Origin of the sequence: Streptomyces sp. NPDC047042, from assembly GCF_040644035.1 — a bacterium.
GTDB lineage: Bacteria > Actinomycetota > Actinomycetes > Streptomycetales > Streptomycetaceae > Streptomyces.
In genome coordinates this window covers 263707-290572 of record NZ_JBEYVP010000003.1, presented here as the reverse complement: position 1 = coordinate 290572, position 26866 = coordinate 263707, and the positions used below count along the sequence as shown (strand labels likewise).

At 69.4% G+C, this 26866-nt stretch carries 23 protein-coding genes and 1 tRNA gene; 12 read left to right on the top strand and 12 right to left on the bottom strand.

What is annotated here, in order from left to right:
- Nucleotides 1-1440: a hypothetical protein gene (locus tag ABZ855_RS04940; RefSeq protein WP_360800966.1), complete on the bottom strand. Its 1440-nt coding sequence runs from the start codon at nt 1438-1440 to the stop codon at nt 1-3.
- Nucleotides 1441-1664: 224 nt separating this feature from the next.
- Here ABZ855_RS04940 and ABZ855_RS04935 point away from each other — a divergent pair, with 224 nt between their 5' ends.
- Nucleotides 1665-1925 (top strand): hypothetical protein, encoded by a 261-nt coding sequence (locus ABZ855_RS04935; RefSeq protein ID WP_360800963.1) that lies wholly within the window; start codon nt 1665-1667, stop codon nt 1923-1925.
- 142 nt (nt 1926-2067) lie between these two features.
- Complete coding sequence (locus tag ABZ855_RS04930) at nt 2068-2295, top strand: hypothetical protein (RefSeq protein WP_360800960.1); 228 nt, start codon at nt 2068-2070, stop codon at nt 2293-2295.
- Nucleotides 2296-2427: 132 nt separating this feature from the next.
- On the opposite strand, the gene ABZ855_RS04925 is transcribed toward ABZ855_RS04930, so the two are convergent.
- On the bottom strand, nt 2428-3108 hold the full coding sequence (locus tag ABZ855_RS04925) for an HAD family hydrolase (protein WP_360800957.1): 681 nt from the start codon (nt 3106-3108) through the stop codon (nt 2428-2430).
- 248 nt (nt 3109-3356) lie between these two features.
- On the bottom strand, nt 3357-3938 hold the full coding sequence (locus tag ABZ855_RS04920) for a TMEM165/GDT1 family protein (RefSeq protein WP_360800954.1): 582 nt from the start codon (nt 3936-3938) through the stop codon (nt 3357-3359).
- A gap of 361 nt (nt 3939-4299) precedes the next feature.
- On the opposite strand from ABZ855_RS04920, the gene ABZ855_RS04915 reads away from it, so the two are divergent.
- The 5 genes from ABZ855_RS04915 (at nt 4300) to ABZ855_RS04895 (ending at nt 10429) form a co-directional block, all read left to right on the top strand.
- A complete protein-coding gene (locus ABZ855_RS04915) occupies nt 4300-4944 on the top strand; it encodes an HNH endonuclease family protein (protein ID WP_360800951.1) in 645 nt (214 codons plus the stop codon).
- A gap of 206 nt (nt 4945-5150) precedes the next feature.
- On the top strand, nt 5151-6809 hold the full coding sequence (locus ABZ855_RS04910) for an alkaline phosphatase D family protein (protein WP_360800948.1): 1659 nt from the start codon (nt 5151-5153) through the stop codon (nt 6807-6809).
- 213 nt (nt 6810-7022) lie between these two features.
- Complete coding sequence (locus ABZ855_RS04905) at nt 7023-9068, top strand: FAD/NAD(P)-binding protein (protein ID WP_360801157.1); 2046 nt, start codon at nt 7023-7025, stop codon at nt 9066-9068.
- Between the two features lie 74 nt (nt 9069-9142).
- Entirely contained in the window at nt 9143-9601 is a 459-nt protein-coding gene (locus ABZ855_RS04900) for a DoxX family protein (protein ID WP_360800945.1), read from the top strand.
- Between the two features lie 210 nt (nt 9602-9811).
- Nucleotides 9812-10429, top strand: a complete 618-nt coding sequence (locus ABZ855_RS04895) for a VTT domain-containing protein (RefSeq protein WP_360800942.1) — start codon at nt 9812-9814, stop codon at nt 10427-10429.
- Between the two features lie 35 nt (nt 10430-10464).
- Here the strand turns inward: ABZ855_RS04895 and ABZ855_RS04890 are convergent, their stop codons facing one another.
- Nucleotides 10465-10848, bottom strand: a complete 384-nt coding sequence (locus ABZ855_RS04890) for a MerR family transcriptional regulator (RefSeq protein ID WP_360800938.1) — start codon at nt 10846-10848, stop codon at nt 10465-10467.
- A gap of 122 nt (nt 10849-10970) precedes the next feature.
- Between ABZ855_RS04890 and ABZ855_RS04885 the strand changes: the two genes are divergently transcribed.
- Nucleotides 10971-11687: an SDR family oxidoreductase gene (locus tag ABZ855_RS04885; protein ID WP_360800935.1), complete on the top strand. Its 717-nt coding sequence runs from the start codon at nt 10971-10973 to the stop codon at nt 11685-11687.
- A 458-nt stretch (nt 11688-12145) separates the two neighbouring features.
- Nucleotides 12146-14131, top strand: coding sequence for an RICIN domain-containing protein (locus ABZ855_RS04880; protein ID WP_360800932.1), 1986 nt, complete (start codon nt 12146-12148; stop codon nt 14129-14131).
- 39 nt (nt 14132-14170) lie between these two features.
- On the opposite strand, the gene ABZ855_RS04875 is transcribed toward ABZ855_RS04880, so the two are convergent.
- A complete protein-coding gene (locus ABZ855_RS04875) occupies nt 14171-14431 on the bottom strand; it encodes a DUF2277 domain-containing protein (RefSeq protein ID WP_319205185.1) in 261 nt (86 codons plus the stop codon).
- Nucleotides 14432-14532: 101 nt separating this feature from the next.
- Here ABZ855_RS04875 and ABZ855_RS04870 point away from each other — a divergent pair, with 101 nt between their 5' ends.
- Entirely contained in the window at nt 14533-14880 is a 348-nt protein-coding gene (locus ABZ855_RS04870; protein WP_360800928.1) for a hypothetical protein, read from the top strand.
- 31 nt (nt 14881-14911) lie between these two features.
- On the opposite strand, the gene ABZ855_RS04865 is transcribed toward ABZ855_RS04870, so the two are convergent.
- The 4 genes from ABZ855_RS04865 to ABZ855_RS04850 form a co-directional block, all read right to left on the bottom strand.
- Nucleotides 14912-16489, bottom strand: a complete 1578-nt coding sequence (locus ABZ855_RS04865) for a serine/threonine-protein kinase (RefSeq protein WP_360800925.1) — start codon at nt 16487-16489, stop codon at nt 14912-14914.
- 195 nt (nt 16490-16684) lie between these two features.
- A complete protein-coding gene (locus ABZ855_RS04860; RefSeq protein ID WP_360800922.1) occupies nt 16685-17851 on the bottom strand; it encodes a DUF6215 domain-containing protein in 1167 nt (388 codons plus the stop codon).
- Nucleotides 17852-17972: 121 nt separating this feature from the next.
- On the bottom strand, nt 17973-18599 hold the full coding sequence (locus ABZ855_RS04855; RefSeq protein WP_360800919.1) for a superoxide dismutase family protein: 627 nt from the start codon (nt 18597-18599) through the stop codon (nt 17973-17975).
- A 521-nt stretch (nt 18600-19120) separates the two neighbouring features.
- A tRNA-Val gene (locus ABZ855_RS04850) sits at nt 19121-19195 on the bottom strand.
- A gap of 222 nt (nt 19196-19417) precedes the next feature.
- On the opposite strand from ABZ855_RS04850, the gene ABZ855_RS04845 reads away from it, so the two are divergent.
- Nucleotides 19418-20248, top strand: a complete 831-nt coding sequence (locus ABZ855_RS04845) for a DUF4097 family beta strand repeat-containing protein (protein ID WP_360800916.1) — start codon at nt 19418-19420, stop codon at nt 20246-20248.
- 142 nt (nt 20249-20390) lie between these two features.
- Nucleotides 20391-21893: a hypothetical protein gene (locus tag ABZ855_RS04840; protein WP_360800913.1), complete on the top strand. Its 1503-nt coding sequence runs from the start codon at nt 20391-20393 to the stop codon at nt 21891-21893.
- Nucleotides 21894-21962: 69 nt separating this feature from the next.
- Here ABZ855_RS04840 and ABZ855_RS04835 read toward each other — a convergent pair whose 3' ends face one another.
- The 3 genes from ABZ855_RS04835 to ABZ855_RS04825 all read right to left on the bottom strand — a co-directional run bounded on the left by ABZ855_RS04835 (nt 21963) and on the right by ABZ855_RS04825 (nt 26706).
- The gene (locus ABZ855_RS04835; RefSeq protein WP_360800910.1) at nt 21963-23159 is read right to left on the bottom strand and encodes an amidase domain-containing protein; all 1197 of its coding nucleotides are present in this window, start codon (nt 23157-23159) and stop codon (nt 21963-21965) included.
- A gap of 130 nt (nt 23160-23289) precedes the next feature.
- A complete protein-coding gene (locus ABZ855_RS04830) occupies nt 23290-24585 on the bottom strand; it encodes a hypothetical protein (protein WP_360800907.1) in 1296 nt (431 codons plus the stop codon).
- A gap of 42 nt (nt 24586-24627) precedes the next feature.
- Complete coding sequence (locus ABZ855_RS04825; protein ID WP_360801154.1) at nt 24628-26706, bottom strand: transglycosylase domain-containing protein; 2079 nt, start codon at nt 26704-26706, stop codon at nt 24628-24630.
- Nucleotides 26707-26866: the final 160 nt, after the last annotated feature.

The window sequence follows — 26866 nt, the reverse complement described above, 5'->3', positions numbered from 1 at the left end:
TCAGAAATTCCCCTCTTCCTTAATGGCGTCGAACAGTTGAGAAACTGCCTGCGATGTATGGCCTCGCCCGAGCGCGTTGACTGCATACACGGTCTCGTGCAACGTACGCAGCGATCCGGAACTGCGAGCGATGCTCAGCGCGGAGGTGGCTTGCGCTGCCGCCGAGTCGTACTCTCGCATTCCAGCGTATGCGAGTGCCAGGCGCGCCTGCGCCAGACCTCGGTCACGCTGGTAGGCACCGGGAAGCTCGTCGAGCGCGGTTTCGAAAAGCGGGACGGCCAGATCAGGCCGCCCGAGACTGAGCCAGCAATTAGCGCGCTGAATTTCGAGGTAACTTGCCGTACAGAAATCTCCGTGCCCAGTGCGAGCGTCTCCCTTCGTATTCGGCGATGCCGCGAATTCATGGGCATCGTCCAGACGGGTATGGCAGGAAACCTCGTCTGCATCCAATGCGTAGCCGTGTGCTTCCTGCTGCATGGCAGCCGCTCGCATGGGACGCGTGAGGACAGAGCTATTTTGCTGGGCAGCCTGAGCAAGGCTGATGGCTTGTGCCGCATTCTTATTCGTGGTGGCCTGCTGGCTTTTGCGGAAAAGCGTCCACGTCACCATGGCTTGGTCGCCGGACTCGGTAGCCCATTCCATGGCCCGGCTGGTCCACTTTTCGGCGTTGCGCATATCTGCCGAGTCTTCATGCAGCCATGCGGCTGACTCGGCATACTGGGCGGCAAGTCTCAGCAATTCGGAGCGCTGCGCACTTCTGGCGTACTCCAGAAGTGATTCGAGGATGCCCACTTGTTCACGCACTGACGTGAGAGCGTGCCGTGGTCCGAAGAGGTTGTCAGCCCGGACAAGAGAATGCCACATGTCTCGGAGATGCTCTGTCGCTGCTTCGATGCGGGTTGGATCGAGCTTCGGCAATCTTGTAGAAACTGGAGTGGATTCTTTAGTAGGCACTGGGGATCGCGAGAGATCTGCTGATCGCAGCGCAGCGCCTACCGCACCCGTAATCAGGGTGCGCCGACTGATGGGCACGATCTGTTCCCTCCCCTCAATCCACAGCGAGACCAGAAGAACATCGGAATGAGCAGCAGCAAGAACCGGAGATTGCGGCACGTGGACCCTTTCCGGGGAACCCTCCCACAGCCGTTGAGGTAACCCAAGCATTTCGCCGGGGATACCGAATCCGTCAGCTACCCGCTCGATCACTTCCTGTCCGCGAATTCTCCGTACACCACGGATTACGTCACTCACGCGTGCACTGGTCATCTTGCCGACTGCGGCAGCCATAACTGCGTAACTGGAGCCCGTGCGTCTGTTGACGAGACGGAAGATCTCCTGAAAGTCACGGGTGGCGCAGGCTCCGCGCATCGCATCGCTCTGTAGCAGCGCGTTGGGGATCGTCAGCGAGTAGCCGCTGCGTCGTGTCTCGCGATCGTCCATGGGCGCTACCACCTTGCAGGCACGGAAGTGATCTCTTCCCAGGGTAGTGCCGGCGTTCAAGGGGGTTCCCCAAAAGCCCTTGCGGGGTTCCCCGTTCGCTGTTCCCTCAACTGGCCTGTGCGATTGAACCTTTTCAGACGGCACCTTTGACACGCCGGACAGCCCAGACCCCCGCAACCGCGCGAACGGCCCGGGGGCATGGACCACCTGAGAGGCAGGCAGCCATGGCAGACAGTACGCGGCAGGAGATTGACCAAGGAACGGGCATCAGCGAACTGCCCCGTATCGGCAGGCTCGTTCGGGACGACAGGGGGAGGATCGGCCGGTACATGGGCAGGGGCGGCCCCTACGCCATACTGCGACCGGTCGGCGGGGGCAAGGAGTGGGAAGCCAACCCGGAAAGCGTCGAGCCCCTGACAGACGCAGAAGCGCTGTCCGTGGAAGTGAGAGAAGCCAACACGCGCAGCGACCGGAGGCAGGTATGAGCGACTGCACGGAGTGCGCCCGCCTGGAAGAGGTCAAGCAGACGGCGAGAGACACCGGGGACAAGAGCAAGGTGAGCGACTGCGTCGTCTTGCTGCGTCGCCACCCGAACCACGGTGAACAACCGTCACAACGAGGTGCGTCATGAGCCGCAGCGTCATGCGTTTCGTCCCCCACACCATCCGACACGAGCCGGAAGCCGCAGTCACCTTCGAAGCCTTCTGCACCGCACCGGGCTGTGATGAGACGTCCGGCTCCCAGGAAGCACAGGACACCGCGCAGGACTGGTGCCTGCGTCACACCGGCCGCACCGGACACGACCTCTTCCGCCGAGTCGTGACCGACCATGCCCGCGTGACGCGGGACGAGTAGACCGGTAATCCCCGTTCGTACACCCCCCGTGGCGTATGAACGGGGCCTGCGCATCATCTCGGTTTCAGCTTGCGCCACCCCGCGCCTGGGACGCCGCCCGCGCCGAAGCAACCGCTCAAGTCCGCCTGACAATCACGCCGAGACAGGCGGCCGAGCGGGAAACACAACCCGCATCTCACCCTCCCCCACCCCCTCGACCCGCACCCCCGTCAAATCCCCCACCACCACATCCGGCCGATGCCAGTGGGCCCGCGGCCCAACCCCCACCACCCGCATCCCCGCGGCGCGCCCCGCCGAGATTCCGGCGCCGGAGTCCTCGAACACCACGCAGTCGGCAGGGGCAACGCCCAGTTCGGCCGCCGCCTTCATGAAACCCTCGGGGTCCGGCTTGCTCGCCCCGACCGACTCCGCCGTGACGCGCACGTCGGGCAGCCTCAGTCCCGCCGCCCCCATCCGCGCGGTCGACAGCGCGACGTCCGCCGAGGTCACCAGGGCGTGCGGAAGTCCACGCAGGGAGGCGAGGAAGTCCAACGCGCCCGGTATCGCGACGACACCGTCCAGATCGGCGGTCTCCTCCGCCAGCAGACGCGCGTTGTCCGCGTAGTTCTGTTCCATGGGCCGCCCGGGCAGCAGCACAGCCATGGAGGCGTACCCCTGCCGGCCGTGCACCACCTTCATGACCTCGTCGCCGTCCAGCCCGTGCCGGTCGGCCCAGCGCCGCCAGACGCGCTCGACGACGGCGTCCGAGTTGACGAGGGTGCCGTCCATGTCGAGGAGAAGGGCACGGGCGGTGAGTACGGCGGGGACCGTCATCTACAGGCTCCAGGACACGGGTACACAGGACACGGGTGCACAGGACACAGGTACGGGAAACCAAGGCGGCCCCGCCCGCCGGTCAGGGAAAACGGGCGGGAGCCACTTTGTTCCTACACGGTACAAAAGAATCGGCGCTTCCCGCTACCACCTTCGGCAACCGTTCACCGACCGGCACCGACCGGCCACCTCCCGCCCTCCCGATCCCCGGCGTGCCGCCAGGTCGGCGAAGTTCCCGCCCACCTCCCCTACCCCGTCACCGCCTCCCAAAGACTCCACACCCCCAGCCCCAGCATCAGCACCGCCGCGACCTTGGTGATCAGATCCAGCGGCACCCGCTTCATCAGCGCCCGCCCACCCACGATCCCCAGCCCGGCCACCGCCCACAGCGCGAGCACCGCGCCGAGGCCGACGGAGAGCGGATCGTCGTAGCGGGCAGCGAGGTTGGCCGTCATGATCTGCGTGAGATCGCCGAACTCGGCGACCAGGATCAGCATGAAGCCCGCCCCCGCGACCTTCCAGAAGGACTGGTCCTCGGGCCGCCGGACCTCCGCCTCGCCCTCGCCCTTCTTCATCAGCAGCACGGCGGCGCCGCCCAGGAACAGCACGCCGGTCAGCGCGTGCACGATCTGCCGCGGCAGAAGGGTGAGGACACTCCCCGCGGCCACCGCGAGCACGACATGCAGCGCGAACGCGGCGGCGACGCCTGCGAACACGTACGAAGCGCGGTAGCGGGTGCCGAGGACGAGCCCGGCGAGTGCCGTCTTGTCCGGGAGTTCGGCGAGGAAGACGACGCCGAAGACGAGCGCTGTCACGGTGAAGCTGATCAAGGTTCCTCAATCGGTAGGCGCTGCCCCACCGAGAGTGTTACCGCCGGGCGACACACTTCGGCACGGCAGCGCACAGCGGGTGCACTACTGGCCGAAGGTCTCGCTGGCCGGTCACAGGTGACCTGCCTCCGGGCGCCGGCTCAGACGAGCTGAGCAGTATGTCGACGGTCCGGCGAAGAGCTACTCCCCTTCTGCGCCGTCCACGATAACCGACACAGCAAACACACTCCGCACGGTCCAGAGGGTTGTTATGTCATGCCCACGTCACTAACTTCTTACCGATCGCACATCTCACGGCAACCAACCGACGCAAGCATTCACTCGCTCGCGCTCAACACCCCCATCCCCCGAGGGAGTTCGCATGCCGAAGTTCTACGCGCGTCGACGACTCAGCATACTCGCCGCGTTCACCGGCCTCATAGCCTCGGTCGGCCTTTTCAACGGTCCGACCGCCTCCGCCGCTCTCCCCACCCCGATCAGCGCGGCCACCGCCCGCACCTACCTCGCCTCGCTCACCGTCGCGACCGAGAACCGTACGGGCTACGACCGCGACCTGTTCCCCACCTGGATCACGATCAGCGGTACGTGCAACACGCGTGAGTACATCCTCAAGCGCGACGGCTCCAACGTCGTCACCAACTCCGCCTGCACCGCCACCAGCGGCAGCTGGTACTCCCCGTACGACGGCGCCACCTGGACCGCCGCCTCCGACCTCGACATCGACCACCTGGTCCCGCTCGCCGAGGCCTGGGACTCCGGTGCCAGCGCCTGGACCACCGCCCAGCGCCAGGCCTTCGCCAACGACGTCACCCGGCCGCAGCTCATCGCCGTCACGGACAACGTGAACCAGTCCAAGAGCGACCAGGACCCGGCCGAGTGGATGCCGTCGGTCACCTCGTACCGCTGCACCTATGTCCGCGCCTGGGTCCAGGTGAAGTACTACTACGACCTCTCGGTCGACTCGGCCGAGAAGAGCGCGCTCACGAGCTACCTGGCCGGCTGCTGACCAGCTGCTGACCAGTCGCTCGGCCACTGACCGGCGGTCGGCCCGCTACGGACCGACCGCCGGTCGAACGCATCACGCGAACGCATCACGCGAAAGCGCCATACGAACGCGCCATGCGAACGCGCCATGCGAACACGTCATGTGCAAAACCTCCCCCGCCTCCTCCGGCGTCCGTACCGTACGGTGCGACGGAGGAGGGTGATCACATGACGACACTTCGCCTGGGACCGCTGCTGAGGTACGCCGACGGTTCGTCCGCGACCATCTGGGTCGAGGCGAGCCGTCCGTGCACGGCCGAGGCGCGCTGCGCGGACGGGGCCGGCGGCGAGGCCCGCACCTTCCAGGTCGCGGGCCACCACTACGCGCTGATCCCGGTCACGGGCCTCGCACCGGGCACGACGACCGCGTACGAGGTGCTCCTGGACGGCGTCCGGGTGTGGCCGCTGCCCGACTCGCCCTTCCCGCCCTCCGTCATCCGCACCGCCGACGACGGAGAGCGCGGGGAGGAGGGCGAGGCCTTCCGCGTGGCCTTCGGGTCCTGCCGCTGGGCGGCGCCGGCCGCGGGCGAGAAGGACCCGGTGGGCGCGGACGCCCTGGACACCCTGGCCGCGCGCATGGCGGCCGACCCCGCGGGCGAGCGCCCGGACGTACTCCTCCTGCTGGGCGACCAGGTGTACGCCGACGAGGTCTCCCACGACACCCGCGACTGGCTGGCCGCCCGCCGGGACCTGTCCGAACCGCCGGGCGCCGAGGTCGCGGACTACGAGGAGTACACCCACCTCTATTACGAGTCCTGGCTCGACCCCGACGTCCGCTGGCTGCTCTCCACCGTCCCCAGCTGCATGATCTTCGACGATCACGACGTCATCGACGACTGGAACACCAGCGCCGCCTGGCTGGCCGACATGCGGGAGACCCCCTGGTGGCGCGAGCGCCTGCTGAGCGGCCTGATGTCGTACTGGGTCCACCAGCACCTGGGCAACCTCACCCCGGCCGAACTCGCCGCCGACCCGCTGTACGCGGCCGTACGCGAGAGCCCCGACGGTACGGACGTCCTGCGCGCCTTCGCCGCCCGGGCTGACGTCGACCCCGCCTCGGTCCGCTGGAGCTACCGGCGCGACTTCGGCCGCGTACGCCTGCTGATGGTGGACAGCAGGGCGGCCCGGGTCCTGGAGGAGGACCAGCGGGCGATGCTGGACCCGGGCGAGGAGGCCTGGGTGCGGGAACAGGCGCTGAGCGACCCCGGCTCGTACGACCATCTGCTCATCGGCACCTCGCTTCCCTGGCTGCTGCCGCACCTCGTGCACGACGCCGAGGCGTGGGACGAGGCCCTGTGCCGGGGCGAACGAGGCGCGCGCTGGGCCCGGTTCGGGGAGAAACTGCGCCGGGCGGCGGACCTCGAACACTGGGCGGCGTTCACCGCCTCCTTCACCGCCCTGGCCGATCTGATCGCGGAGGCCGGTTCTGGCCCCGACGCCCCGGCGACGGTGCTGGTCCTGTCGGGGGACGTCCACCACGCCTACTCGGCCGAGCCCGCCTGGCCCGAGGCCTCCCGCCCGGACGCGCGCGTCCTCCAGCTGACCTGCTCCCCCGTCCACAACGCCATCCCCCTCTACATCAAGGTCGGCTTCCGGCTGGGCTGGAGCGGTCTCGGCCGTGCGCTGGGCCGGCGTTTCGCCCGGCACGGGCGGGTTCCGCGGCCACCGGTCTCCTGGCGCAGAACTGGCGGTCCCTGGTTCGGGAACATGCTGATGACCCTGACCGTGCGGGGCCGTTCGGCCCGGCTGCGGCTCGACCGGGCCCTCGGTGAGAAGGGCGTGGGCGCGCGGCTGGAGACGGTCATGGAGTCCGAGCTGAGCGCGTGAGGCATCCCACACCGGCGGCGACCCACGTCCCCGGTGCCCGGCCCGGGTGGTCACCGGCGGCATGATGAGGCGGACCGTCCGCTTCCGGTGGGCGGTGCTCCTTCCAACGCGCCCCACACGCCCGGGAGTTCCCCCTTGCCCCCAGCACCCGACGAGCCCCCCAGGACCACCTTCCCCGCCCCCTTCTCCCCTCCTGTCACCCTGTCCGTCGGCCTGTCCGTCGCCTTGGTCGGGGCCGGTCCGCGTGGCACCAGCGTGCTGGAACGCCTCTGCGCCTCCGCACCCGAACTCCTGCCGCCCGGGGCCCTGTTGACCGTCCATGTCGTCGACCCCGAGCCGCCGGGCGCCGGTCAGGTCTGGCGCACCTCGCAGTCACCCCGGCTGCTGATGAACACCGTGGCCTCGCAGGTGACCCTCTTCACCGACGCCAGCGTGGACTGCTCGGGCCCGATCCGCCCGGGCCCGAGCCTGTACGAGTGGTCGCGCGAAACCCCGTACACGGAAGGCGAGTTGGGGCCGGACGACTATCCGACCCGCGCCCACTACGGGCGTTACCTGGAGTGGGTGTTCGCGAAGGTCGTGCGCGAGGCGCCCGCCGCCGTACGCGTGGAGACGCACCGCACACGCGCGATCCGCCTCGACGAGGCCCCCGACGGCAGCCAGACCCTCACCCTCGCGGGCGGTCGCGTCCTGTCGGGCCTGTCCGCCGTCGTCCTCGCCCAGGGCCACCTTCCCCTGGTCCCGGACGACGAACAACGCCACCTCACCTCGTACGCCGCCCACCACGGCCTGCGCCATGTCCCGCCCGCCAACCCGGCCGACGTGGACCTCTCGCCGCTCGCGCCCGGTGAACCGGTCCTGCTGCGTGGCCTCGGCCTCAATTTCTTCGACCATCTGACCCTCCTGACAACGGGCCGCGGCGGCCGGTTCGTTCACCGTCCCGAGGGCGGGCTGCGGTACGTGCCCTCAGGACGCGAGCCACGTGTCTACGCCGGTTCACGGCGCGGTGTCCCGTACCAGGCGCGCGGCGACAACGCGAAGGGCCCGTACGGCAGACACACCCCGCTCGTCCTCACCGACGAGGTGATCGCCGGCTTCCGCAAGCGCGCCGACTCGGGCGAGCCGCCCGACTTCCGGGCGGAGATATGGCCGCTGGTGGCGAAGGAGGTCGAGACGGTCTACTACGAAACCCTGCTGAGGGCACGAGAATTGACGGATCGTCCGCTCGCGGGCTTCCGGGACCGATTCCTCGCCGTCCCGCACCACGCACCTCAAGAGGCTGCCGTACTCGACGAGTTCGGCATCCCGCAGGCCGAACGCTGGTCCTGGGAGCGGATGTCGCGGCCGTACGCCGGACAGGTCTTCCCCGATGCCGACGCCTGGCGGCCCTGGCTGCTCGCGCATCTCCGCGAGGACGTCGCCCAGGCGTCCCTCGGCAATGTCGACGGGCCGGTGAAGGCGGCCCAGGACGTGCTGCGCGACCTGCGCAACGAGTTGCGGCTGATCGTGGACCACAGCGGGCTGCCGGGCGACTCCCGCCGGGACCACCTGGACCGCTGGTACACCCCGCTCAACGCCTTCCTCTCCATCGGCCCGCCCCGGCGACGCGTCGAGGAGTTGGCGGCGCTGGTGTCGGCGGGTGTGGTGGAGGTGCTCGGGCCCCGCCTCGAGGTGAGGGCGGCGGAGGGGGCCTGGGTGGCGCACTCCCCCGACGTGCCGGGCTCGGCCGTACGCGTGACCGCGCTGATCGAGGCGCGGCTGCCGGAGCCCGACCTCCGCCGTACGGCCGATCCGCTCCTCGCCCAGTTGCTGCGTTCCGGCGGGGCGCGGCCCCATGTGATCGACGGTTACGAGACCGGCGGACTGGATGTGACCCCGCGCCCGTATTTTCTGATGAACCGTCAAGGTCTGGCACAGGCAGGGCGGTTGGCGTTCGGTGTCCCCACGGAGGGCGTGCACTGGGTGACGGCAGCCGGGGTCCGCCCCGGCGTGGATTCGGTCACACTTTCGGACGCGGATGCGATGGCGCGGGCGGTGCTGCGGATGGCTCCGACAGCGGTTTCACGTGCGGCGATCAGCGAAGAGGAGGGGTGGCCGAAAGGTCATGAGGAGGAAAAGCGATGGCCAAATGTTGAACTTGCAATCATTGATCAGGCCGCCCTACGGTGGATTACCCGCTCGGTTCCGCCCCCACCGGACCGATCCGTCCTCGCCACTCAGCCTCGGCCCACATCCCGAGAACTGAGGCCTGGAACCTGAGACCTGAGCCTGTAACTGAGCCTGAGCTGAGCCCTCGGACGGAACGATCCCCGACCGAAGGAGACAACCCCCACATGTCCGCTCGCCTCAACAACGCCCAGCCCTACGCCATCGGCCTGTTCCGGATCGTGGTCGGCCTGCTCTTCGCCTGCCACGGCGCCCGCTCACTGTTCGGTGTCCTCGGCGACGAGCCGGCGGTGGCGGCCGGCACCTGGCCCGGCTGGTACGCGGCCGTGATCGAGCTGGTCGGCGGCACCCTGGTCCTGCTGGGCCTCGGCACCCGCGCAGCCTCGTTCATCGCGTCGGGCGCGATGGCGTACGCGTATTTCGACGTCCACCAGCCCAACGCCCTCATGCCGATCCAGAACCAGGGCGAACTGGCCGCCGCCTTCTGCTGGGCCTTCTTCCTGCTCGTCTTCACCGGCTCCGGCGCCTTCGGCGTAGACCGGTTCCTCGCGAGGCGCTCGTCGAGGTCGAACGCGACGAAGGGCTCGGCCGAGCAGACGGACAAGAACTCCCCGGTGACCGTCTGATCCGTCCTACATAGGTGCCCGTCCCGCCGCCCCGGGGGACGGGCACCGGCGTACGTCAGGGTGAACATCGTGTGCCGAACACATGCGCCCCCCGTGGATCTCGTGTCAGACCCCCCGCGTACGCTGTATGGCTGTCACAGGCCGCCCGTGCGCTCCCCCGCGAGGTAGCGGCACGGATCGGGCCGACGGGGGAGTTTCGGGGAGTCTGCGGTGCTTGAGAGTGTGGGGTCACTGACCGGGACCCCGTGGATCTACGCCCTGGTGGGTGTGTCCGTACTGTTCGACGTCCTGGTGCCGGTGCTGCCGAGCGGTGTCCTGGTCATCACGGCCGCCACGGCCGCCGCCGGTACGGGAGCCGCCACCGGCCAAGTGCCGCAGGAGGTCCCCGACATCCTCGCGCTCACCCTGTGCGCGGCCACGGCGTCGGTCCTCGGCGACCTGGTCGCCTACCGGCTGGCCTGGCACGGCGGGGCCCGTCTGGACCGCGCGATCGCCCGCTCCCGGCGCCTGACGAACGCGCAGGAACGTCTCGGCCAGGCCCTCGCGCACAGCGGCGGCATCCTGGTCGTCGTCGCCCGCTTCGCCCCGGCCGGCCGCTCGGTCGTCTCCCTCGGCGCGGGCGCCGCCCACCGCCGGGTCGGCGAGTTCCTCCCGTGGTCCATCGTGGCCGGCCTGGCCTGGGCCGCGTACAGCGTCGCCCTCGGCTACTTCGGCGGCCAGTTGATGGGCGCGACCTGGCTGGCGACGGGCGTATCCGTGGCGGCCCTCTTCGGCGCGGGCGCGGGAGCGGCCTTCCTGATGCGCCGCCCACAAGTGACCGGCGCCTGAGGGAGATCCACCCCCTGCGAGGCAAACTCCCTTCCTCACTCCGAACCCGGGTCGAGTGAAGTCCGGCAGGCTGCCGTGTCGGGGTCGGCGGCAAGGCCGATCAGTACCGCCAGCCTGCGCCCCGCCGTGCGCAACTCGGCGGCCCTCGCTTCGATGCGGGCGTGCTCGTCGGACAGGCGGTCCAGCAGTTCGGGGCCCATCGAGCGGGCTTCGATGGCGGGCAGGAGGTCGGCGATCAGGCGGCTGCCGAGTCCTGCGGTGTAGAGCTGCTGGATGATCTTCACCCGGTCGACAGCCGTCTCGGGGTAGACGCGGTGGCCGCCGGACGTGCGCTCGGGACTGAGCAGCAGCTGTTCCTCGTAGTAGCGCAGGGCCCGCGTGCTGACGCCGGCCCGTTCGGCCAGTTCACCAATTCGCATCGCAGCCCTTCCTGTTGGCGCTGTCACGCCCCGCCGACTTGCACTTCACGCCGACGTGAGGTTTTAGCGTAGGCGACCTGGAGCGGGACCGAACCGTACGCCCGCCCGGGAAGGGAACGACCATGGACATCGCCGGTTCCACCGCACTCGTGACCGGGGCCAACCGCGGGATAGGCCGACGCTTCGTCGAGCAACTGCTGGAGCGCGGGGCCGTGAAGGTCTACGCGTCCGCCCGCCGCCCGGAGTCGATCGACATCCGGGACCCCCGGGTCGTACCGCTCCACCTGGACCTGCTGGACGAGGAATCGATCGCACAGGCGGCCGCGTCGGCACCGGACGTCACGCTGCTGGTCAACAACGCCGGCATCGCCACCGGCGCCGACCTCATGACCAGTGACCTGGACCTGGTACGGCAGGACCTGGAAACGCACCTCTTCGGCACCCTGAGGGTCATCCGCGCCTTCGCGCCGGCCCTGGCCGCCAACGGCGGCGGCGCGATCGTCAACATCCTCTCCGTGCTGTCCTGGGTGGCCACGGCCGAGGGGTCGGGTTCGTACTCGGTGGCCAAGGCCGCGGAGTGGAACATGACCAACGCGGTACGCGTCGAACTCGCCGACCAGAAAACCCTCGTCCAGGGTGTCCATCTGGGTGCCGCGGACACCGACATGATGGCGGGCCGCGACGCCCCCAAGATCGACCCGACGAACGTGGCCCAAGCCACCCTCGACGGCGTCCAGAAAGACGCCATCGAGGTACTGGTAGACGCCCCCAGCCACTACGTAAAAACAGCCCTGTCAGCCGACCCGACCCACCTCTACCCCACACCCCAGACCAACTGACGCGCCCCGACAGGGGCGCGGGGAACGGCGCGACAAGCCCCCACACACCCGCACCGATGGTTTTGGGGGCGCGGGGAACTGCGCGACAAGCCCCCACACACCCGCACTCATCGTTCTGGGGGCGCGGGGAACTGCGCGACAAGCCCCCACACACCCGCACCGATGGTTTTGGGGGCGCGGGGAACTGCGCGACAAGCCCCCACGCACCCGCACTCGCCACCACACCGAACCCCCACCCCCCCCAGGCGCCCACCCAAACCCCCCTCCGCACCCCTCAACCCACCCAATCCCCCACCCCAGTAACCCCGTTGGGAAAACAACCTCTGCCACACCCGTTGACTTAAACCCCTCACCGCTCTAATTTCAGCGCGCCCCCCCGTTCGGTTCGCCGATCGCAGTTCGACATACCGACCAAAGACTCCGGGAATCGCACCGCCGCGCCCCCGGCAAGGAGCCGCATGTACCCCCCGCCGCGCCCGTCCCTCGTGAGACGCACCGCCATCCGCACCCTCGCCCTCACGACCGCGGCGACCGCCGCCCTCCTCTTCGCCCAGCCCCAGGCCGAAGAAACGACCCCCCTCGACAACAGCGCCCCGGTCGCCGCCTCCACCCGTCAGATACCGGTCCCCGCCGCCCCCATGGGCTGGGCCTCCTGGAACAGTTTCGCCGCGAAGATCGACTACAACGTGATCAAGGGCCAGGTCGACGCCTTCGTCGCGTCCGGCCTGCCCGCGGCCGGCTACGACTACGTCAACATCGACGAGGGCTGGTGGCAGGGCACCCGGGACAGCGCCGGGAACATCACGATCGACGAGTCCGAGTGGCCCGGCGGCATGAAGGCCATCGCCGACTACATCCACAGCAAGGGCCTGAAGGCCGGCATCTACACCGACGCGGGCAAGGACGGCTGCGGCTACTACTACCCGACCGGCCGCCCCGCCGCCCCCGGCTCCGGCAGCGAGGGCCACTACGACCAGGACATGCTCCAGTTCTCGCAGTGGGGCTTCGACTTCGTGAAGGTCGACTGGTGCGGCGGCGACGCCGAGGGCCTCGACGCGGCGACGACCTACCAGGCCATCAGCGACGCGATCACCAAGGCCACCGCCGCCACCGGCCGCCCGATGACCCTGTCCCTGTGCAACTGGGGCCGGCAGAACCCGTGGAACTGGGCCCCGGGCCAGGGCGCGATGTGGCGGACCAACGACGACATCATCATCTACGGCAACAAGCCCTCGATGACCAACCTGTTGATGAACTACGACAGGAACGTCCACCCCACCGCCCAGCACACCGGCTACTACAACGACCCCGACATGCTGATGGTCGGCATGGACGGCTTCACCGCCGCCCAGAACCGCACCCACATGGACCTGTGGGCCATCTCCGGCGCCCCGCTCCTGGCCGGCAACAACCTGGCCACCATGACCACCGAGACCGCGAACATCCTCAAGAACCCCGAGATCGTCGCCGTCGACCAGGACGCACGCGGCCTCCAGGGCGTCAAGGTCGCCGAGGACACCACCGGACTCCAGGTGTACGGCAAGGTCCTGTCCGGCACCGGCAACCGTGCCGTCGTCCTGCTCAACCGCACTTCCTCCGCCCAGAACATGACCGTGCGCTGGTCCGACCTCGGCCTGACGGGCGCCAACGCGACCGTCCGTGACCCGTGGGCCCGCGCCAACGTCGGCTCGTACGGCACGAGTTACACCGTCAGCGTCCCGGCCGGCGGCTCGGTCATGCGGACGATCAGCGGCGCCACGGAGGCGGCGAGCAGCGCGTACGAGCCCGACTCGTCCGCCCGCTACACCGGCGTGAACGCGGCGAACACGGGTGTCGCGGTCGCCGACTTCACGTACACGAACAACACGAGCACCGCCCGTACGGCGACCCTCAAGGTCAACGGCCAGACGGCCACCACCGTGTCGTTCCCGCCGACCGGCGCCACCCCGGGCACGATCTCCGTCCAGGTCGCCCTCTCCAAGGGCGCGGCCAACACGCTCGCCGTCACCAACGGCCCGACCCTGGGCACGCTGACCGTCCAGCCGGTGCCCGGTACGAACGGCAGCCTGGTCGTCGGCAAGCAGTCCGGGCGCTGCCTGGACATCTTCAACAACACGATCACCAACGGCACCCAGGCCGAGCTGTGGGACTGCAACGGCGGCTCGAACCAGGCGTGGACGTACACCTCCCGCAAGGAACTCGTGGTGTACGGCAACAAGTGCCTGGACGCCAACGACAGCGGCACGACCAACGGCACGAAGGTCATCATCTGGGACTGCCACGGCGGCAACAACCAGAAGTGGAACGTCAACACCGACGGCACGATCACGAACGTCAACGCGGGCCTCTGCCTGGACGCGTACGGCGCGGCAACGGCCAACGGCACGCAGCTGGTGCTGTGGGCCTGCGGTACGGGTGACAACCAGAAGTGGAGCCAGAGCTGAGGCTCGGCGGCTGACCTGAACGACAGCCCGGCACGCGTCCTACGACGCCTGCCGGGCTGTCGCCGTATCGTCCCTCACCACCCTGGCACCGCCGCCCCGCACCTCGAGGCCGTCGAGGAGTTCGGCCGTGGCCGCCGCGATGACGTCGACGGCGTGTTCGAAAACCTCGCGGTTGTGGGCGGCCGGCGCCCGGAAGCCGGAGATCTTGCGGACGTACTGGAGGGCGGCAGCCCTGATCTCCTCCTCGGTGGCCTCTTCGGGGAGTACGGGCGGACGAAGGGTCTTGATGCTGCGGCACATGCCTCCAGTCTCGCGCGTGCCCTCGGCCATTCGCATGAAGTGGAGGAGGAAGTACCGGAAGGAACTCGCATCTCAAAATCGAACAGGCGTACCATTACCGCGTGGCGACGACCTATGACTTCCCGAGTGACCTCCTGGCCGGTCAGGAGGAGCTGCATCAGGTCCGGGCCGAGCTGTCCGCCCTGCTGAAGCGACTCCCCTGGTCGGTCGAGCCGCTGGACGGTTTCAGTGACACGGGAGGCTGGCGCAAGGTGGAGCGCCCCGCCTCACCGGGCTGGACGGCCGACGAACAGGCCGAGGTGGAGAAGCTGCGGCGCCGGGAACACGAGCTGGCGGTGTTCGTGAGCGGCCACCGCTTCTGGGCCGAGGTCACGGGCCCGGACCGGGTGGACGCACGCACGCGGCTCAAGCACGCGCACGAGGACATGGAAGAGGCGCCTGAGGCCTGAGGCCTGGCGTGAGGTGTGCGGCGGCCGGACTTCAGGACGTGGACGGGGACGTGATGCGGAAACCTTCCCGTACCCGGTCGAAGACCGGCCGGTAGGTGTCCCACTTCTCCTCGGGCGCCGAGACGTAGATGTCGTACTCCCGGCCGCCCTCCTGCCCGAAGGCGAGTTCGATGGCGTGGAAGACACGGGCCCGGCCCTGGAAGGTGAACTCCCAGACGGCGGCCTTCTGGCCCCGGTAGGTGGTGCGCTGCAGATAGAGCTTGCGGTACTTGTCCCCCGGATAGTTGACCTTGGTGTTCGCCTCGATCTGCGTGAGGTGCGCCAGGGGGTCGCCGGCGGGGTCGACCATGCCGATGGTGAGGCCGGCCAGACGGGTCTCGTCGACATAGACGACCCCACCGGACGTCCGCCTGTCCAGCGTCCAGCCGTCCGGCACCGGGAAGGCGATGCCGAGCGTCTCCTCCGTGACCAGGTGGTAGCCGTCGGGGACGGGCGAGGGTGCGTAGGTCGTCGGGGTGGGGCTCGTCGCCGAACCCGCGCTCCGTGTGTCGTCACCGGACCCGTTCAGGTAGTAGAGGCCGCCCGCCGTGCCCCCGGCGACCAGGATCACCGCGACCGCGCTCCACAGAACAGTGCGGAGCCCTCGCCCACGACGAGGCGGTTCGGGTACGGAGGGCAGCTTTCCGGCGCCGGTCCGTCTCCGCGTGCCGCCGGTACGGTCCGGGTCCGGAGCCCGTCCCGGCGTCGACAGCGGAACGGACGCCGTCCACGCGCGCGGCTCCGTGTCCTCGGTCACCGACCGCAGGGCCAGTTCCGTCTCCTCCGCCGAGGGCCGCTCGGCCGGATCCTTGGCCAGCAGAGCCGTGATCAGGGGTTCGAGCGGGCCGGCCTGCTTCATCGGCTCCAGGGGGGCGGTGACAATGGAGTACGCCGTCTCGACCGGCGTGAGCCTGCGGAACGGGGGCTGCCCCTCCACCGCCTGGTAGAGGGTCGCGCCGAGCGCCCAGAGGTCCGAGGCGGGCCCGGGGGTGTCGCCCTGGACGCGCTCCGGTGCCATGTAGTCGATGGAGCCGACGATCTCGCCGGTCCGGGTGAGGGTGCTGGTGCCGGTCGCCGTGGCGATGCCGAAGTCGGTGAGGACGATCCGGCCGTTCTCGGCGAGCAGGACGTTGCCCGGCTTGACGTCACGGTGCAGTACGCCGGCCTCGTGAGCGGCCCGCAGCGCGCCGACCATTCCCCGGCCGACCCGGGCCGCTTCCTCGGGTGAAACGGTTCCGCCGCTCTTGAGCAGGGCCCCGAGGGTGGTCGACGGCACGTACTCCATGACGATGCACGGCAGCCCGTCGTCCTCGACGACATCGTGTACGACGACCACGTTCGGGTGGGCGATCCGGGCCGCGCTCTGCGCCTCACGGCGGGTGCGCTCGTACATGAGGGCCAGTTCGTCGTCGGCGTACCGGGAGTCCTCGTGCAGTCGCTTGAGGGCGACCCGGCGGTTGAGCATCTCGTCGGCGGCCAGCCAGACCGTGCCCATGCCGCCCCGACCGATCTGCTCGGTAAGGCGGTACCGCCCGGCGATGAGCCGTCCCTCGTCCGACGCGTCCGACACCGCAAACCTCTCTGATCCCACCGGCAAACTGCCGCTCACGATATCCGGCGCATACGTGGGCCCGAGCCGAAGGTCGCGCACACCACACCTGGCTGCGTGGGGCAGCCGTCGAACCGCCGTACGGGACGGCCGCACGAAAAGGCCCCCCGGCGAAAACGTCGAGGGGCCATCGGTGACGATCCCGCGGGCGGCGCCTTATCGAACAGGCCGTTCGGGAAGCGTCGGGAGAACCTTCTCGGCGATGGCGCGGAGAGCGCTGTCGCCCGGGAGGGCTCCGGTGTCGCTCCACACGGTGAGGTCGTAGTAGCCGCCCCGGTCGGCGCGGTCGAGAGCCACGGTCAGCGTCCTGGCCAGGGGGCCGTTCGTGACAGGTCTGGGGGAATTGGCGCCCCCGAGGTTGAACTCGATCTTCATCGTGTAATCCGAGGAGAGAACCGCGGGCCGGCCGAGAACCTTGAGGTGCTGGACGTTCTGCTCACTCCCGTACTTCATCAGCATCACGTACTGGTCGATGGTCATGCGGTTGTACGTGGCCAGGAGCTGCACGTGGTACGTCTCGAACGCGACCTGGCCCTCCGGCGCGGCGACCTTCTCATCCGTCAGGGGAGCGGTGCCGTTGCTGCCGGAAGCACTGCTCGCGGTCTCCTCGGGGGTTCCGAGAAGCGTGGCCAGGTCCGGCCGGTTGAGCGCCTCGCACAGCTCTTCGCCGGTGGCGGGCCGGGGCGCCTTTGTGTAGACCTGCGGCAGCTTCTCGTGCTCTCCCTCTCCGTCCGAACACGAGGCGGGCTCGGTGGAGTTGTTGGCGTTGTCGGACGGCAGGACCTTGGGGGCCACCCACAGGACGGCCGCGATCACCCCGAGCACAGCCACGGCCGCGAAGACCTGGCCCCACTCGTTGGGCTCCTTCTCGGGAGCACGCGGCGCGGGAGGCGGACCGGCCGGGACCGGGGCCGGGACCGGGGCCGGGGCCGGGGCCGGGGCCGGGGCCGGGGCCGGGGCCTGGACCGGGGCCGGGGCGTGGACCGGGGCCGGGGCCTGGACCCTGACCGGAGCCGAGGCCTGGACCGCAGCCGGGGCCGGAGCCTGGCCTTGAACCGGCACCTGGGCCTGGGCGGCGGCGCCGACCACTGTCCCGGCCGCCGGGATCACCGGACTCGGGTTGCGGCGTGCGCGCAGGGCCCTGACCACCCTGTAGACGCTGACCGCGGCGACCAGGAGGAACACCGCGCCGATACCGGCCGCACCCAGATTTTGCTCGACGACGGCGAGGTACATGATGCGCACGCCGAAGACGGACCCGATCAGGATGAGCAGGGGCTCGCGGATCCAGAAGGGCAGGCGACGGATGAGAAAACCGACCATCCTGTGATCACACCATGACAAGTCTGTGTTGACCATGTGGAAGCCGCAGTTCCACAGGCACGAACCGGTTGCGGTTGCGGAACGGCGGCCCGGGAGGATTTCCCCCCGGGCCGGGATGTCCTTACTCGAACGGCACGTTGACGCAGGCGAGGCGCGCACCGGCCGTTCCGGCGTGGCCCGGGTGCATGGCGGTGCCCATCTCGTGCAGGACCACGGAACGTGCCGCGCCCTCACGGAACTGCCAGCCGACGACGGCGATGGAGCGGTCCGACCCGTCCTTGTTCGTGGTCAGGTCCAGCCATACCTCGTTGAGCGGGTTGGCGTACACCGGGTCGACCGAGGGCTGCGTGGGGTCCACCCGGTCCTGGTAGTGCGGCCCGGCATCAGCGGGCAGCGCCCCGCACGGCTTGGTGTGGACGTGGACGCCGTAGACGCGGTTCGGGACCAGGCCCCGCAGGCGCAGCTCGATACGCGTCCCGCCTTGGCGGCGCAGCTCCTCCTTCACCTGGACCCTCGCGCCTGCCGGCACCAGATCCTGCTTGTAGGTCACCGCCTTGGCCCCGGCCGCATCGCTCACCGGCGAGAACGTCGTCGCGACGACGACCTTGCGCACGGGGGCCTTGGAGATGTCCTGCGGTGTGGCGGCGCCCGCCGTGGCCACCACACCCGCCGCGATACCTATGGCGGCGACAGCGGCTCCGGCGGCCAGGAGGCCTCGGTGCTCGGCGACGAACTTGTGCTTGGACATGGCGAAACTCCGTGGGGGTTTGGGATGCGGGCAGGCGCATGCGCCGGGAGTCACCGGGGGAAAAATGGGCTCCCTGGACGGGCGTGCCTTGCGAGATCTCCGGAACCGTATAACGGAAGCAAAGCCTTCGGATTGGCTTACCGGCGAGTACTGGGGGAGTTTGTGTGAAAGTTCAAGCTCCATTCGAACCGGCCGGGCGGTCCGGGCCCTCAGCCTTCCGACCTGGCCGGATGGCCCGAGTACGGGCGGGGAGGAGGTAGCGAGGTCTACGCCGATCGCCTCGGCGCTCAGGAGCAGGGTGTTGAGCGCCCGTTCCGCTTCCGCTCCCCTGCTCGGTGAGCACGATGGAGGGCCGGTCGATTCCGGCGCGGTCGGGCGCCGCTTCGTGGGTGAGACCGACACGGCCACGCCGTTCGTCACCGATGCGTGCGCCGCATGTCTGGCGCGCGTCGGGAGACGCTCCAACAGGAGAGGCCTCCCGGGGATTTACCCCAAGAGGCCTCTGAGCTGCTAATCAGCCCTGGTGGGCGCGGACGGTTTCGAACCGCCGACATCCGCCTTGTAAGGGCGGCGCTCTACCGCTGAGCTACGCGCCCAGGACGAGTCGTCAGCCTACATTGCCCGGGGTACTGCCTCGCAAACTCGTATCCGCCCCTGACATCCATGCCCCCGGATCCGGGGGTTTTCCCTACCTTTCTTCCGGGAGCGTCCCGGATGCCCGGGCGGGCCCCCGCTCCGTACGGTCGAAGAGTGTCGCAGGGCCGGCTCCACCGATCGCCGATCACCGGTCCCGCGTTCGCCTCAGGGGGAGTAGGACCATGGCCCGTTCAGCGTTTCCGCGCATCCGCACCCGCGCTCTCGATGCTCACGCCCGCGCCCGCTCCCGCGCCCGCATCCGTGTCGTCGCCGTCACCGGTGTCGTGGTCGCGCTCGTCGCCGCCGCGTCGGCGTGTGCCTCCGCCGGGGACGACAAGGACCCGGAGCACCGCTCCTTCGACCTGCGCGGGCGCACGCTGACCGTCGACTCGAACGAGTCGGGGCTCGACATCGTCGCCACGGACTCGGACAAGGCGGGCCGGATAGAGGTCACCCGCTGGTTCCAGGGGTCCGTCGCCCTGGGCAAGGATCCCAAGGTGACCTGGGCCATGAAGGACGACCGGCTCAAGCTGCGGGTGAAGTGTTCGGGCGTGGTCGCCGACTGCGCCGCCAAACACCGGATCGAAGTGCCGCGCGGGGTCTCGGTGATCGTGCGGAACGGAGACGGGAAGGTCACCGCGCGCGGCTTCGACCAGGCCCTCGACATCCGCTCCGAGGACGGCTCCGTCACCGTGCAGGACTCCACGGGCCCGCTGAAGCTGCACACGGACGACGGCTCGATCCGCGCCCTCGGTGTGCGCTCCCAGCAGGTGCGGGCCCACTCGGAGGACGGCTCGGTGCGGCTCGAACTCGCCGCCGCGCCGGACCTCGTGGAGTCGAGCAGCGACGACGGCTCGCTCACGATCGAGCTGCCCCGCGATACGTACCGGGTGACGGCGGACTCCGACGACGGCTCCGTGAAGGTGTCGGTGCCGCGCACCGAGCGCAGTGCGCATGTGGTGTCCGCGAAGACGCAGGACGGGAGCATACGGGTGCGGTTCGCCGGGGAGTGAGCCGCGCGGTGGTCCCGTGACGTCAGGGACGCGGTTCGATTCGTGACCGGTACGCGCAGCGCGAACCGACCGGGCCGTGTGTTTGTCCTCTACCGGTGGGACAATGAACCGGGCAGGGCGGAACACAGCACGGGAGAGGGATGTGACGGCGACTACTTCTGAGCCGTACACGCCGATTGCGCCGCGCGCGCACCAGTCGCCTCACCCATCGCCTCCCCCCTCACCTCACCCCTCACCTCACCCATCGCCTCACCCCTCGCCGGATCGTCCACAGCACCGTCGGCACCGCCCTCCCCGGGTCCCGCGCACCGGCGCGCTCGTCGCGGCCCGGGACGCGCTGACGCTCGTACTGCTGCCGTTGCCGCTGCTTCTCGCCCTGCCCGCCGCCTTCGCCAGTGGTGGTACCCGGCGGTGGTTCGGTGGGCGGGCCGAGAGCCAGCGTGCCGAGGCGCAGTCCGCGAAGGACGCCGCTGCCGCCGCCTTCTACGAACTGGACACCGCCCAGCGGGATCTGCGGATCTCGATAGAGACCATCAAGGCGGTCGACGACACCCCCGCCGCCCGGCGCGCGGTCGCCGACTTCGAGGGGCTCGGGCGGCGGATCGACGAAGTCAGCGGGCAGTACATCACCGCCATCGACGCCCATGACCTCGACCGCGACGACCTGGAGGCCTCGGCCGCCTCCCACGCCCGCTCCGAGCTGACCCGGGCCAAGGAGGAGCTGGGGCGGGTCAAGCAGGAGCTGGACCGCTTCGCGGACGGGCTCGGGCCGCTGCTCGGCAAGGCGGAGACGCAGCTGGCCCGGCTCGCGCCCTCGGTGGAGCGCGCCCGCCAGTCGCTGCTGGCCGCCTCCAACGCCCTGGACGGGGTACGGGGGTCGGGGCTGCGGGCGGACGATCTCGCCGCGCGGCTCGCCGCCCTCGGGCCCGAGCTGACGCGGCTCAACCAGGGTGCCGGGCAGCACGGTGTGCCGGAGACGCTGGAGCGGGCCGACCGGGTCGCGCGCGAGGCGGAGGGGGTACGGGCCGAGGCGGAGCGGCTGCCGGAGCGGGCCGCCGAGATCGACCATCGGCTGGTGTCGCTGCGTACCCGTGCCGAGGCGCTGACGACCAGGTCGGGGCAGGTGGAGCCGGTGCTGAGCGAGCTGCGCAGACGGTTCTCGGCGGAGTGCTGGCAGGATCTGCAGCACGTACCGGAGCAGGCCGCGGACCATGTACGGCAGGCCGAGGCCAGGCTCAGGGAGGCGCAGGCGGCGCGGGACGCGCAGCGCTGGCCGGACGCGACGGCGCTGCTGTCGACGGTTCGGGCGCTGCTGAACACCACCGACGAGGCGGTGTCGGCGGCCGGGGACCGGTTGCGGCGGCTGAACGCCGTGCAGAAGGACCCGCAGAGTGAGATCGACCGTACGCGCTTCGCGATCCGGGACGCCCAGCGGCTGGCCATGTCGGGGCGCAACACCCCTGAGCCTCGGCACGCGCGTCCGCTGGACGAGTCGGTGGCGCGGCTGGAGCGCGCGATCGCCGGGCTGGAGGGCCGTCACCCCGACTACTGGCACTTCCTGACGGAGACGGAGGCGGTGCGGCAGGCGGTGGCGGGTGTCGTGGCCCGTATCCGTGAGGAACGCGGGACCGCCACTGCCCACTGAGCGCCCACTGAGCGGCGGAGGCCCGCCGCCCCGGCCCGGTGAGGGGCCGTAGCGGCGGGACCGGGGCTGTCAGGTGCGGTAGGCGTAGTAGTACGAGTTGGGCTCGGACGCGATGATGCTCGCCACCGACCTGCGGTAGGTGTTGGCGGAGTGGTAGGTCAGGTACGGCACGCCCTGGGGGCTGCGGTACGTGACGATCATCGTGTGGTCCTTGGACCCGTCACGGTTGAAGTCCATCTGGAGCACGTCGCCGACGTCCATCTGGTAGACGTACGCGAGGCTGGTGGTCCGCTTCGAGTTCTGGGCGAACCAGGACCACTCGTTGACGCCGACGAACGAGTCCGACTGGATCTCCGCGTTGCCGAACCACCGGGTGTAGTCGTAGACGTAGCCGGGGACGTGCTTCCAGCCGCCTGCCTTCAGGGACTGGCTGACGAAGTTGGTGCAGTCGCCGCCGGCTCCGTGCCCGTTGAAGTTGGGGTAGGCGGTGTTGTAGTTCTTCCAGTACTTCTCCGCGTACGTGGCCATGGCCTTGTAGTTGAAGGTGGTGCCGGTGAGTTTCTTGGCCTTGGCCGGTGCCGTGCGGGTGGTGGCGGCGCGGGGGGCCTTGGGCGTGGGGCCGGAGGCCACCCGGGCGACGCGTGCGCCGGTGGACGGCTGGGCCGGCTGGTTCACCGCGATGCCGGCGGCGGCCGGGTCGGTGTTCCGGATGCCCGTCAGCTGCCAGTCGCCGCGCGCGTCGGCGGTGAAGGTCAGCTTGTGGTGGGCCTGGAAGCCGGTGGTCCCCGGTTCGTCGCCGCGGACCTTCTTGTAGGTCAGGGTCGTGGTCTCGGTGACCTCGGCCTCGGCCTTGGTGCCCTGGACGCGGGTGCTGTTCAGGGTGACGGTGGTGTCGGCCTTGCTGTAGCTCTCGCCGAGCGCGGCGAGGCGGGCCTTGCGCTGGTCGAGCGAGGACAGGGCGGTGTTCTCGCTGCGGGCCAGCGCGGCGGACAGCTTGACGGCGCCGGAGAAGCTCTTGGTCAGTGGCTTCTTCCGGGTGCCCTGGCCGCCGTCGACCAGCGCGTCCGTACGGTCGGTGAAGACCGCGTCGGCAAGGCGCTGGAAGGTGGCCCTGGTCTGCTGGTCCACGACCGGGGCGGTGGAGCGGGCGGTCGCCGCGCTGGCGCTCGCGGCCGGCAGCAGCGCCGTTCCGGCGGCGACCGACGCGGCGGCCGCGACGACTATGGCGGCGCGGCTGCGTGTACGGCCCTTGTTGCTTGACTTCACGTATGTATCCCCTCTTGCCCCGGCGATGGGGGATGCCGGGTTGTGGAATTTTCGCATGCGATGTGGAGCTCCCGTGAACGGGGATCCCCTTTGCGCGTAAGGAAGTTGACGGTCCGTCAGATGTATCGGGTTACTTCACGACCGTCGACCAGTCCGGTGACTGCGCCGGGTCCAGGCCGCGCAGGCGCTCCAGCGTCGCCGGGGTCTGGACGTCGAGCCAGTCGGCGAGTTCCTTGAAGGAGACGCACTTGACGTCCTCCTGCACGCACACGGCCGCCATGACCTCGTCGACGGCCTTCATGTAGATGCCGCCGTTCCACTCCTCGAAGTGGTTGCCGATGAACAGCGGTGCGCGGCTGCCGTAGTACACCCGGTCGAAGCCCGCCTTGTAGGCGTCGACGGTCTCTCGCTGCCAGCGCGCGTGGTTGGCCGCAGGGCCGTCGGTCTCGCCTTTGGACTGGTTGTAGAGGAAGTTGAAGTCCATGGAGAGGCCCTGGTACTTGCCTCCCTCGTACGGGACCATCTGGAGCGGGAAGTCCCAGATGCCGTTCTTCTTCTCGGGCCAGATCTGGAAGTCGCCCGCCGAACTCGCGTCGTAGCGCCAGCCGTAGCTCTTGGCGGCCTTCAGCAGGTTCGCCTGGCCCTCCAGGCAGGGGGCGCGCCCGCCGGTGACCTCCTTCTTGATGTCGAACGGCAGCGGGGCGAGGTCGGTGTAGCCGGTGTTGGTCTTCCACTTCTGCACGAAGGAGAAGAACTGGTCGATCTCGCTCTTCCACTCCGCGACGCTCCAGTCGCCGCCGCCCTTCTTGCCGCAGAAGTGGCCGTTGAAGTGGGTGCCGATCTCGTTGCCCTCCTGCCAGGCCTTGCCGAGCTCGTCGAGGGTGGTGCGGATGTGGTCGTCGGTGGCGTAGCTGATCGCCGCCGAACCGGCCGCGTGCTGCGGGGGCTTGTAGAGGTTCGCCTTGCTCTTGGGCAGCAGGTAGATGCCGGTGAGGAAGAACGTCATGTGGGCGTCGTACTTCGCGGACATCTCCCGGTAGTGGGTGAAGAGTTCGTCGTCGCCCGCGAGTGCGCCGTCCCAGGAGAAGACGACGAACTGGGGCGGTTTCTCACCGGGCTTGAGCGGTACCGCCTTCAACCGGCCCTGCTGCGGGCCGGTGTACGAGGTGGAACCGTCCCCCAGGACCCTGGTCCTGCCGTCCCACTTCGGTTCGCCGCTCGCCTGCCCGGGGGCGTTCAGGGTGTCCCCGGGCCCCACGGAGGCCGTCGGCGCGGTGCGGTCGGGGCGGCCCACCGTCAGATATCCGGCGGTCAGGGAGGCGAGCGCCAGGGACGCGACGACGAGGTACGCCGCGATGCGCGGCCGGTGATTGGCGGGGGGACGCGTTGCCGGGGCCCTGCGACGGCGGCCCGACGGTTGTCTCATGTCCTGCTCATTTCGAGGGGGGTGGGGGCACCGCTCCGGTGGTCAGCCGAGCGGGCCCATGGCGCCTGACCAGATGCCGTACGGGACGCTGTCGTCGGCGGTCCCGGCGAGACCCTTCAACGGCAGCGGTTCGAGGCTCTTGGCCAGGTCGATGCGGTAGACGACGACAGCCGTGGACACGAAGTCGTGTGTGCCGACGTACCAGGAGGCGGTGTCGTCCGGATTGGTCCCCGCCTTCCCCGTCACCCGTCCGACGGCGGACGCCGCGGCGGCGGGGTGGGCGGCGCGGAAGGTGTCGGCGAGCGCGGAGGTGACCTCCTCGGCCGCCACGGAGCCGATCGCGCGGGTCGGGGTGGGGATGTGGAGGCCTACGCCGATGCCGTTGCGGGTGATCCTGCGCACCGAGTACGGCTCGGTGCGTTTGCCGCCCGCGATGAACGTCGTGTAGCCGCCGGCCATGCGGATCGCGCTGGGCGTGGAGGTGCCCATCGACAGCGCGGGCACCTGCGCCCCGATGCTGGCGGGCAGCAGACCGGCGGCCTCGGCGGTCGCGCGAACGTTGTCGAGGCCGGTGTCCATGCCGAGCTGCATGAACGGCGTGTTCACCGACAGCTCCAGCGCCCGGCGCAGGGAGATCTGCCCGTAGGACCGGTCGCCGTCGTTGCTGGCGTACACCTTCTTGCCGCTGCGGTCCCAGTAGGGCCCCTCGGGCGTCATCACCGGCACGTCGTCGTCGCCGTTGTACAGGGTCTCCCCGGTGACACGTGTCGCCTCCACGTCCCGGCTCTTGCGCACCCCGTGGTCGAGCCCGGCGGCGTACACGAACGGCAGGAAAGCCGAACCGGCGGGCACGGTGGTGGAGTTGGACTCGTTGTAGCCCTGCGTACGGTGGTCGGGGCCGCCGTACACGGCGAGGATCCGGCCGTCGGCGGCCACCGAGGCGGCGCCGTAGTGGGCGGTTTTCGCCGCGCTCGGATCGTCCTTCAGCGCCTTCTTGCGGGCCTTGGTGACGGCGTCGGCGAGCTTGCGCTCCCGTGCGCGGTCGAACGTCGTGTAGACCTGGTAGCCGCCGAGGTCGAAGTCCTTGTCGGAGATCTTCGCGGTCTTCCTGGCGTACTGCGAGGCCACTTCCACCAGGTAGTCGGTCTGCTCACCGGTGTCGTACAGCGGGTTGCTCTTCAGCGGCTCCGGGAACTTCGTGAACTTGTCCCGCTCGGCCTGCGTCAGTCTGCCGATCTCGACCATCCGGTCCAGGGTCCAGGACCAGCGATCCACGGCGCGGGCGCGGTTGGCGCGGCTCAGGGTCGGGTCGTACAGGCCGGCTCCCTTGAGGAGGGAGGCGAGGAACGCGCCCTCGCTCGCGTCGAGCCGGCTGACGTCCTTGCCGTAGTAGGCCTGGGCGGCGCGCTGGATGCCGTAGCAGCCGCGGCCGAACCAGCTGGTGTTGAGGTAGCCCTCGAGGATGTCGTCCTTGCTCATCCGGTTGTCGAGCTTGAGGGCGATCATGGCCTCGGTGAACTTGCGGCCGATCGTCTGGTTCTGGTTGAGATAGACGTTTTTGACGTACTGCTGGGTGATGGTCGATCCACCCTGGGTGTCCCCCTGGCCGATGGTACGGAAAAGGGCGCGGCTGATGCCCTTGAGGGAAATGCCGGAATCGCTGTAGAAACTCGCGTTCTCGGCGGCGAGCACCGCCCAGCGCACCCCTTCGGGGACCTCGTTGAGCGGCATCGCCTGCCGCTGCACCCAGCCGGTGCGGGCCATGGGCGTGCCGTCGGCCCAGAAGTACACATTGTCCTGCTGGGTGGCGTACGTGTTGAGGTCGTCGGGAATGTCGGTGGCCGCGTAGGCGATGCCGAGCAGCAGGGCGCTCACGCCCAGGGAGCCCAGTACACCCCCTGCCCACTGGCGCCAGGAGGGTATCCAGCGCCGCCAGCCGGTACGGCCGGGCCGCGGGTACTTCGGCGCGTGGGCCGCGAGGCGGCCGAGAAGCCCCGAGAGAATTACCCGGCGGGATTTACGAGCCAACCGGGCTTTACGCCTGTTTCCCGACCCGGGGTCAATATCTAAGTCAGATATGCGCAAATGCAGAGTGGCGTCCGATTCATCCGGTTCCCGCATCACGACACGCCCCTCCGCACTCCGCGCAGCCCTGAATTCCCCGACTTCACGAGTCATCGCGGCAAACACAAAATACCAGCGATCTTCGCACGTTCTCCACACGGGGAATGGGCGGAAAGGACCACGTCCGAAACCTGTGGGCTGCACAGGACGAGCAATT

Bases quoted from the DNA above. Each gene is read 5' to 3' on its own strand.
- ABZ855_RS04940 (WP_360800966.1), bottom strand. From the start codon at position 1,440: ATGGACGATCGCGAGACACGACGCAGCGGCTACTCGCTGACGATCCCC.
- ABZ855_RS04935 (WP_360800963.1), top strand. From the start codon at position 1,665: ATGGCAGACAGTACGCGGCAGGAGATTGACCAAGGAACGGGCATCAGC.
- ABZ855_RS04930 (WP_360800960.1), top strand. From the start codon at position 2,068: ATGAGCCGCAGCGTCATGCGTTTCGTCCCCCACACCATCCGACACGAG.
- ABZ855_RS04925 (WP_360800957.1), bottom strand. From the start codon at position 3,108: ATGACGGTCCCCGCCGTACTCACCGCCCGTGCCCTTCTCCTCGACATG.
- ABZ855_RS04915 (WP_360800951.1), top strand. From the start codon at position 4,300: ATGCCGAAGTTCTACGCGCGTCGACGACTCAGCATACTCGCCGCGTTC.
- ABZ855_RS04910 (WP_360800948.1), top strand. From the start codon at position 5,151: ATGACGACACTTCGCCTGGGACCGCTGCTGAGGTACGCCGACGGTTCG.
- ABZ855_RS04900 (WP_360800945.1), top strand. From the start codon at position 9,143: ATGTCCGCTCGCCTCAACAACGCCCAGCCCTACGCCATCGGCCTGTTC.
- ABZ855_RS04890 (WP_360800938.1), bottom strand. From the start codon at position 10,848: ATGCGAATTGGTGAACTGGCCGAACGGGCCGGCGTCAGCACGCGGGCC.
- ABZ855_RS04885 (WP_360800935.1), top strand. From the start codon at position 10,971: ATGGACATCGCCGGTTCCACCGCACTCGTGACCGGGGCCAACCGCGGG.
- ABZ855_RS04880 (WP_360800932.1), top strand. From the start codon at position 12,146: ATGTACCCCCCGCCGCGCCCGTCCCTCGTGAGACGCACCGCCATCCGC.
- ABZ855_RS04875 (WP_319205185.1), bottom strand. From the start codon at position 14,431: ATGTGCCGCAGCATCAAGACCCTTCGTCCGCCCGTACTCCCCGAAGAG.
- ABZ855_RS04860 (WP_360800922.1), bottom strand. From the start codon at position 17,851: ATGGTCGGTTTTCTCATCCGTCGCCTGCCCTTCTGGATCCGCGAGCCC.
- ABZ855_RS04855 (WP_360800919.1), bottom strand. From the start codon at position 18,599: ATGTCCAAGCACAAGTTCGTCGCCGAGCACCGAGGCCTCCTGGCCGCC.
- ABZ855_RS04845 (WP_360800916.1), top strand. From the start codon at position 19,418: ATGGCCCGTTCAGCGTTTCCGCGCATCCGCACCCGCGCTCTCGATGCT.
- ABZ855_RS04830 (WP_360800907.1), bottom strand. From the start codon at position 24,585: ATGAGACAACCGTCGGGCCGCCGTCGCAGGGCCCCGGCAACGCGTCCC.
- ABZ855_RS04825 (WP_360801154.1), bottom strand. From the start codon at position 26,706: ATGCGGGAACCGGATGAATCGGACGCCACTCTGCATTTGCGCATATCT.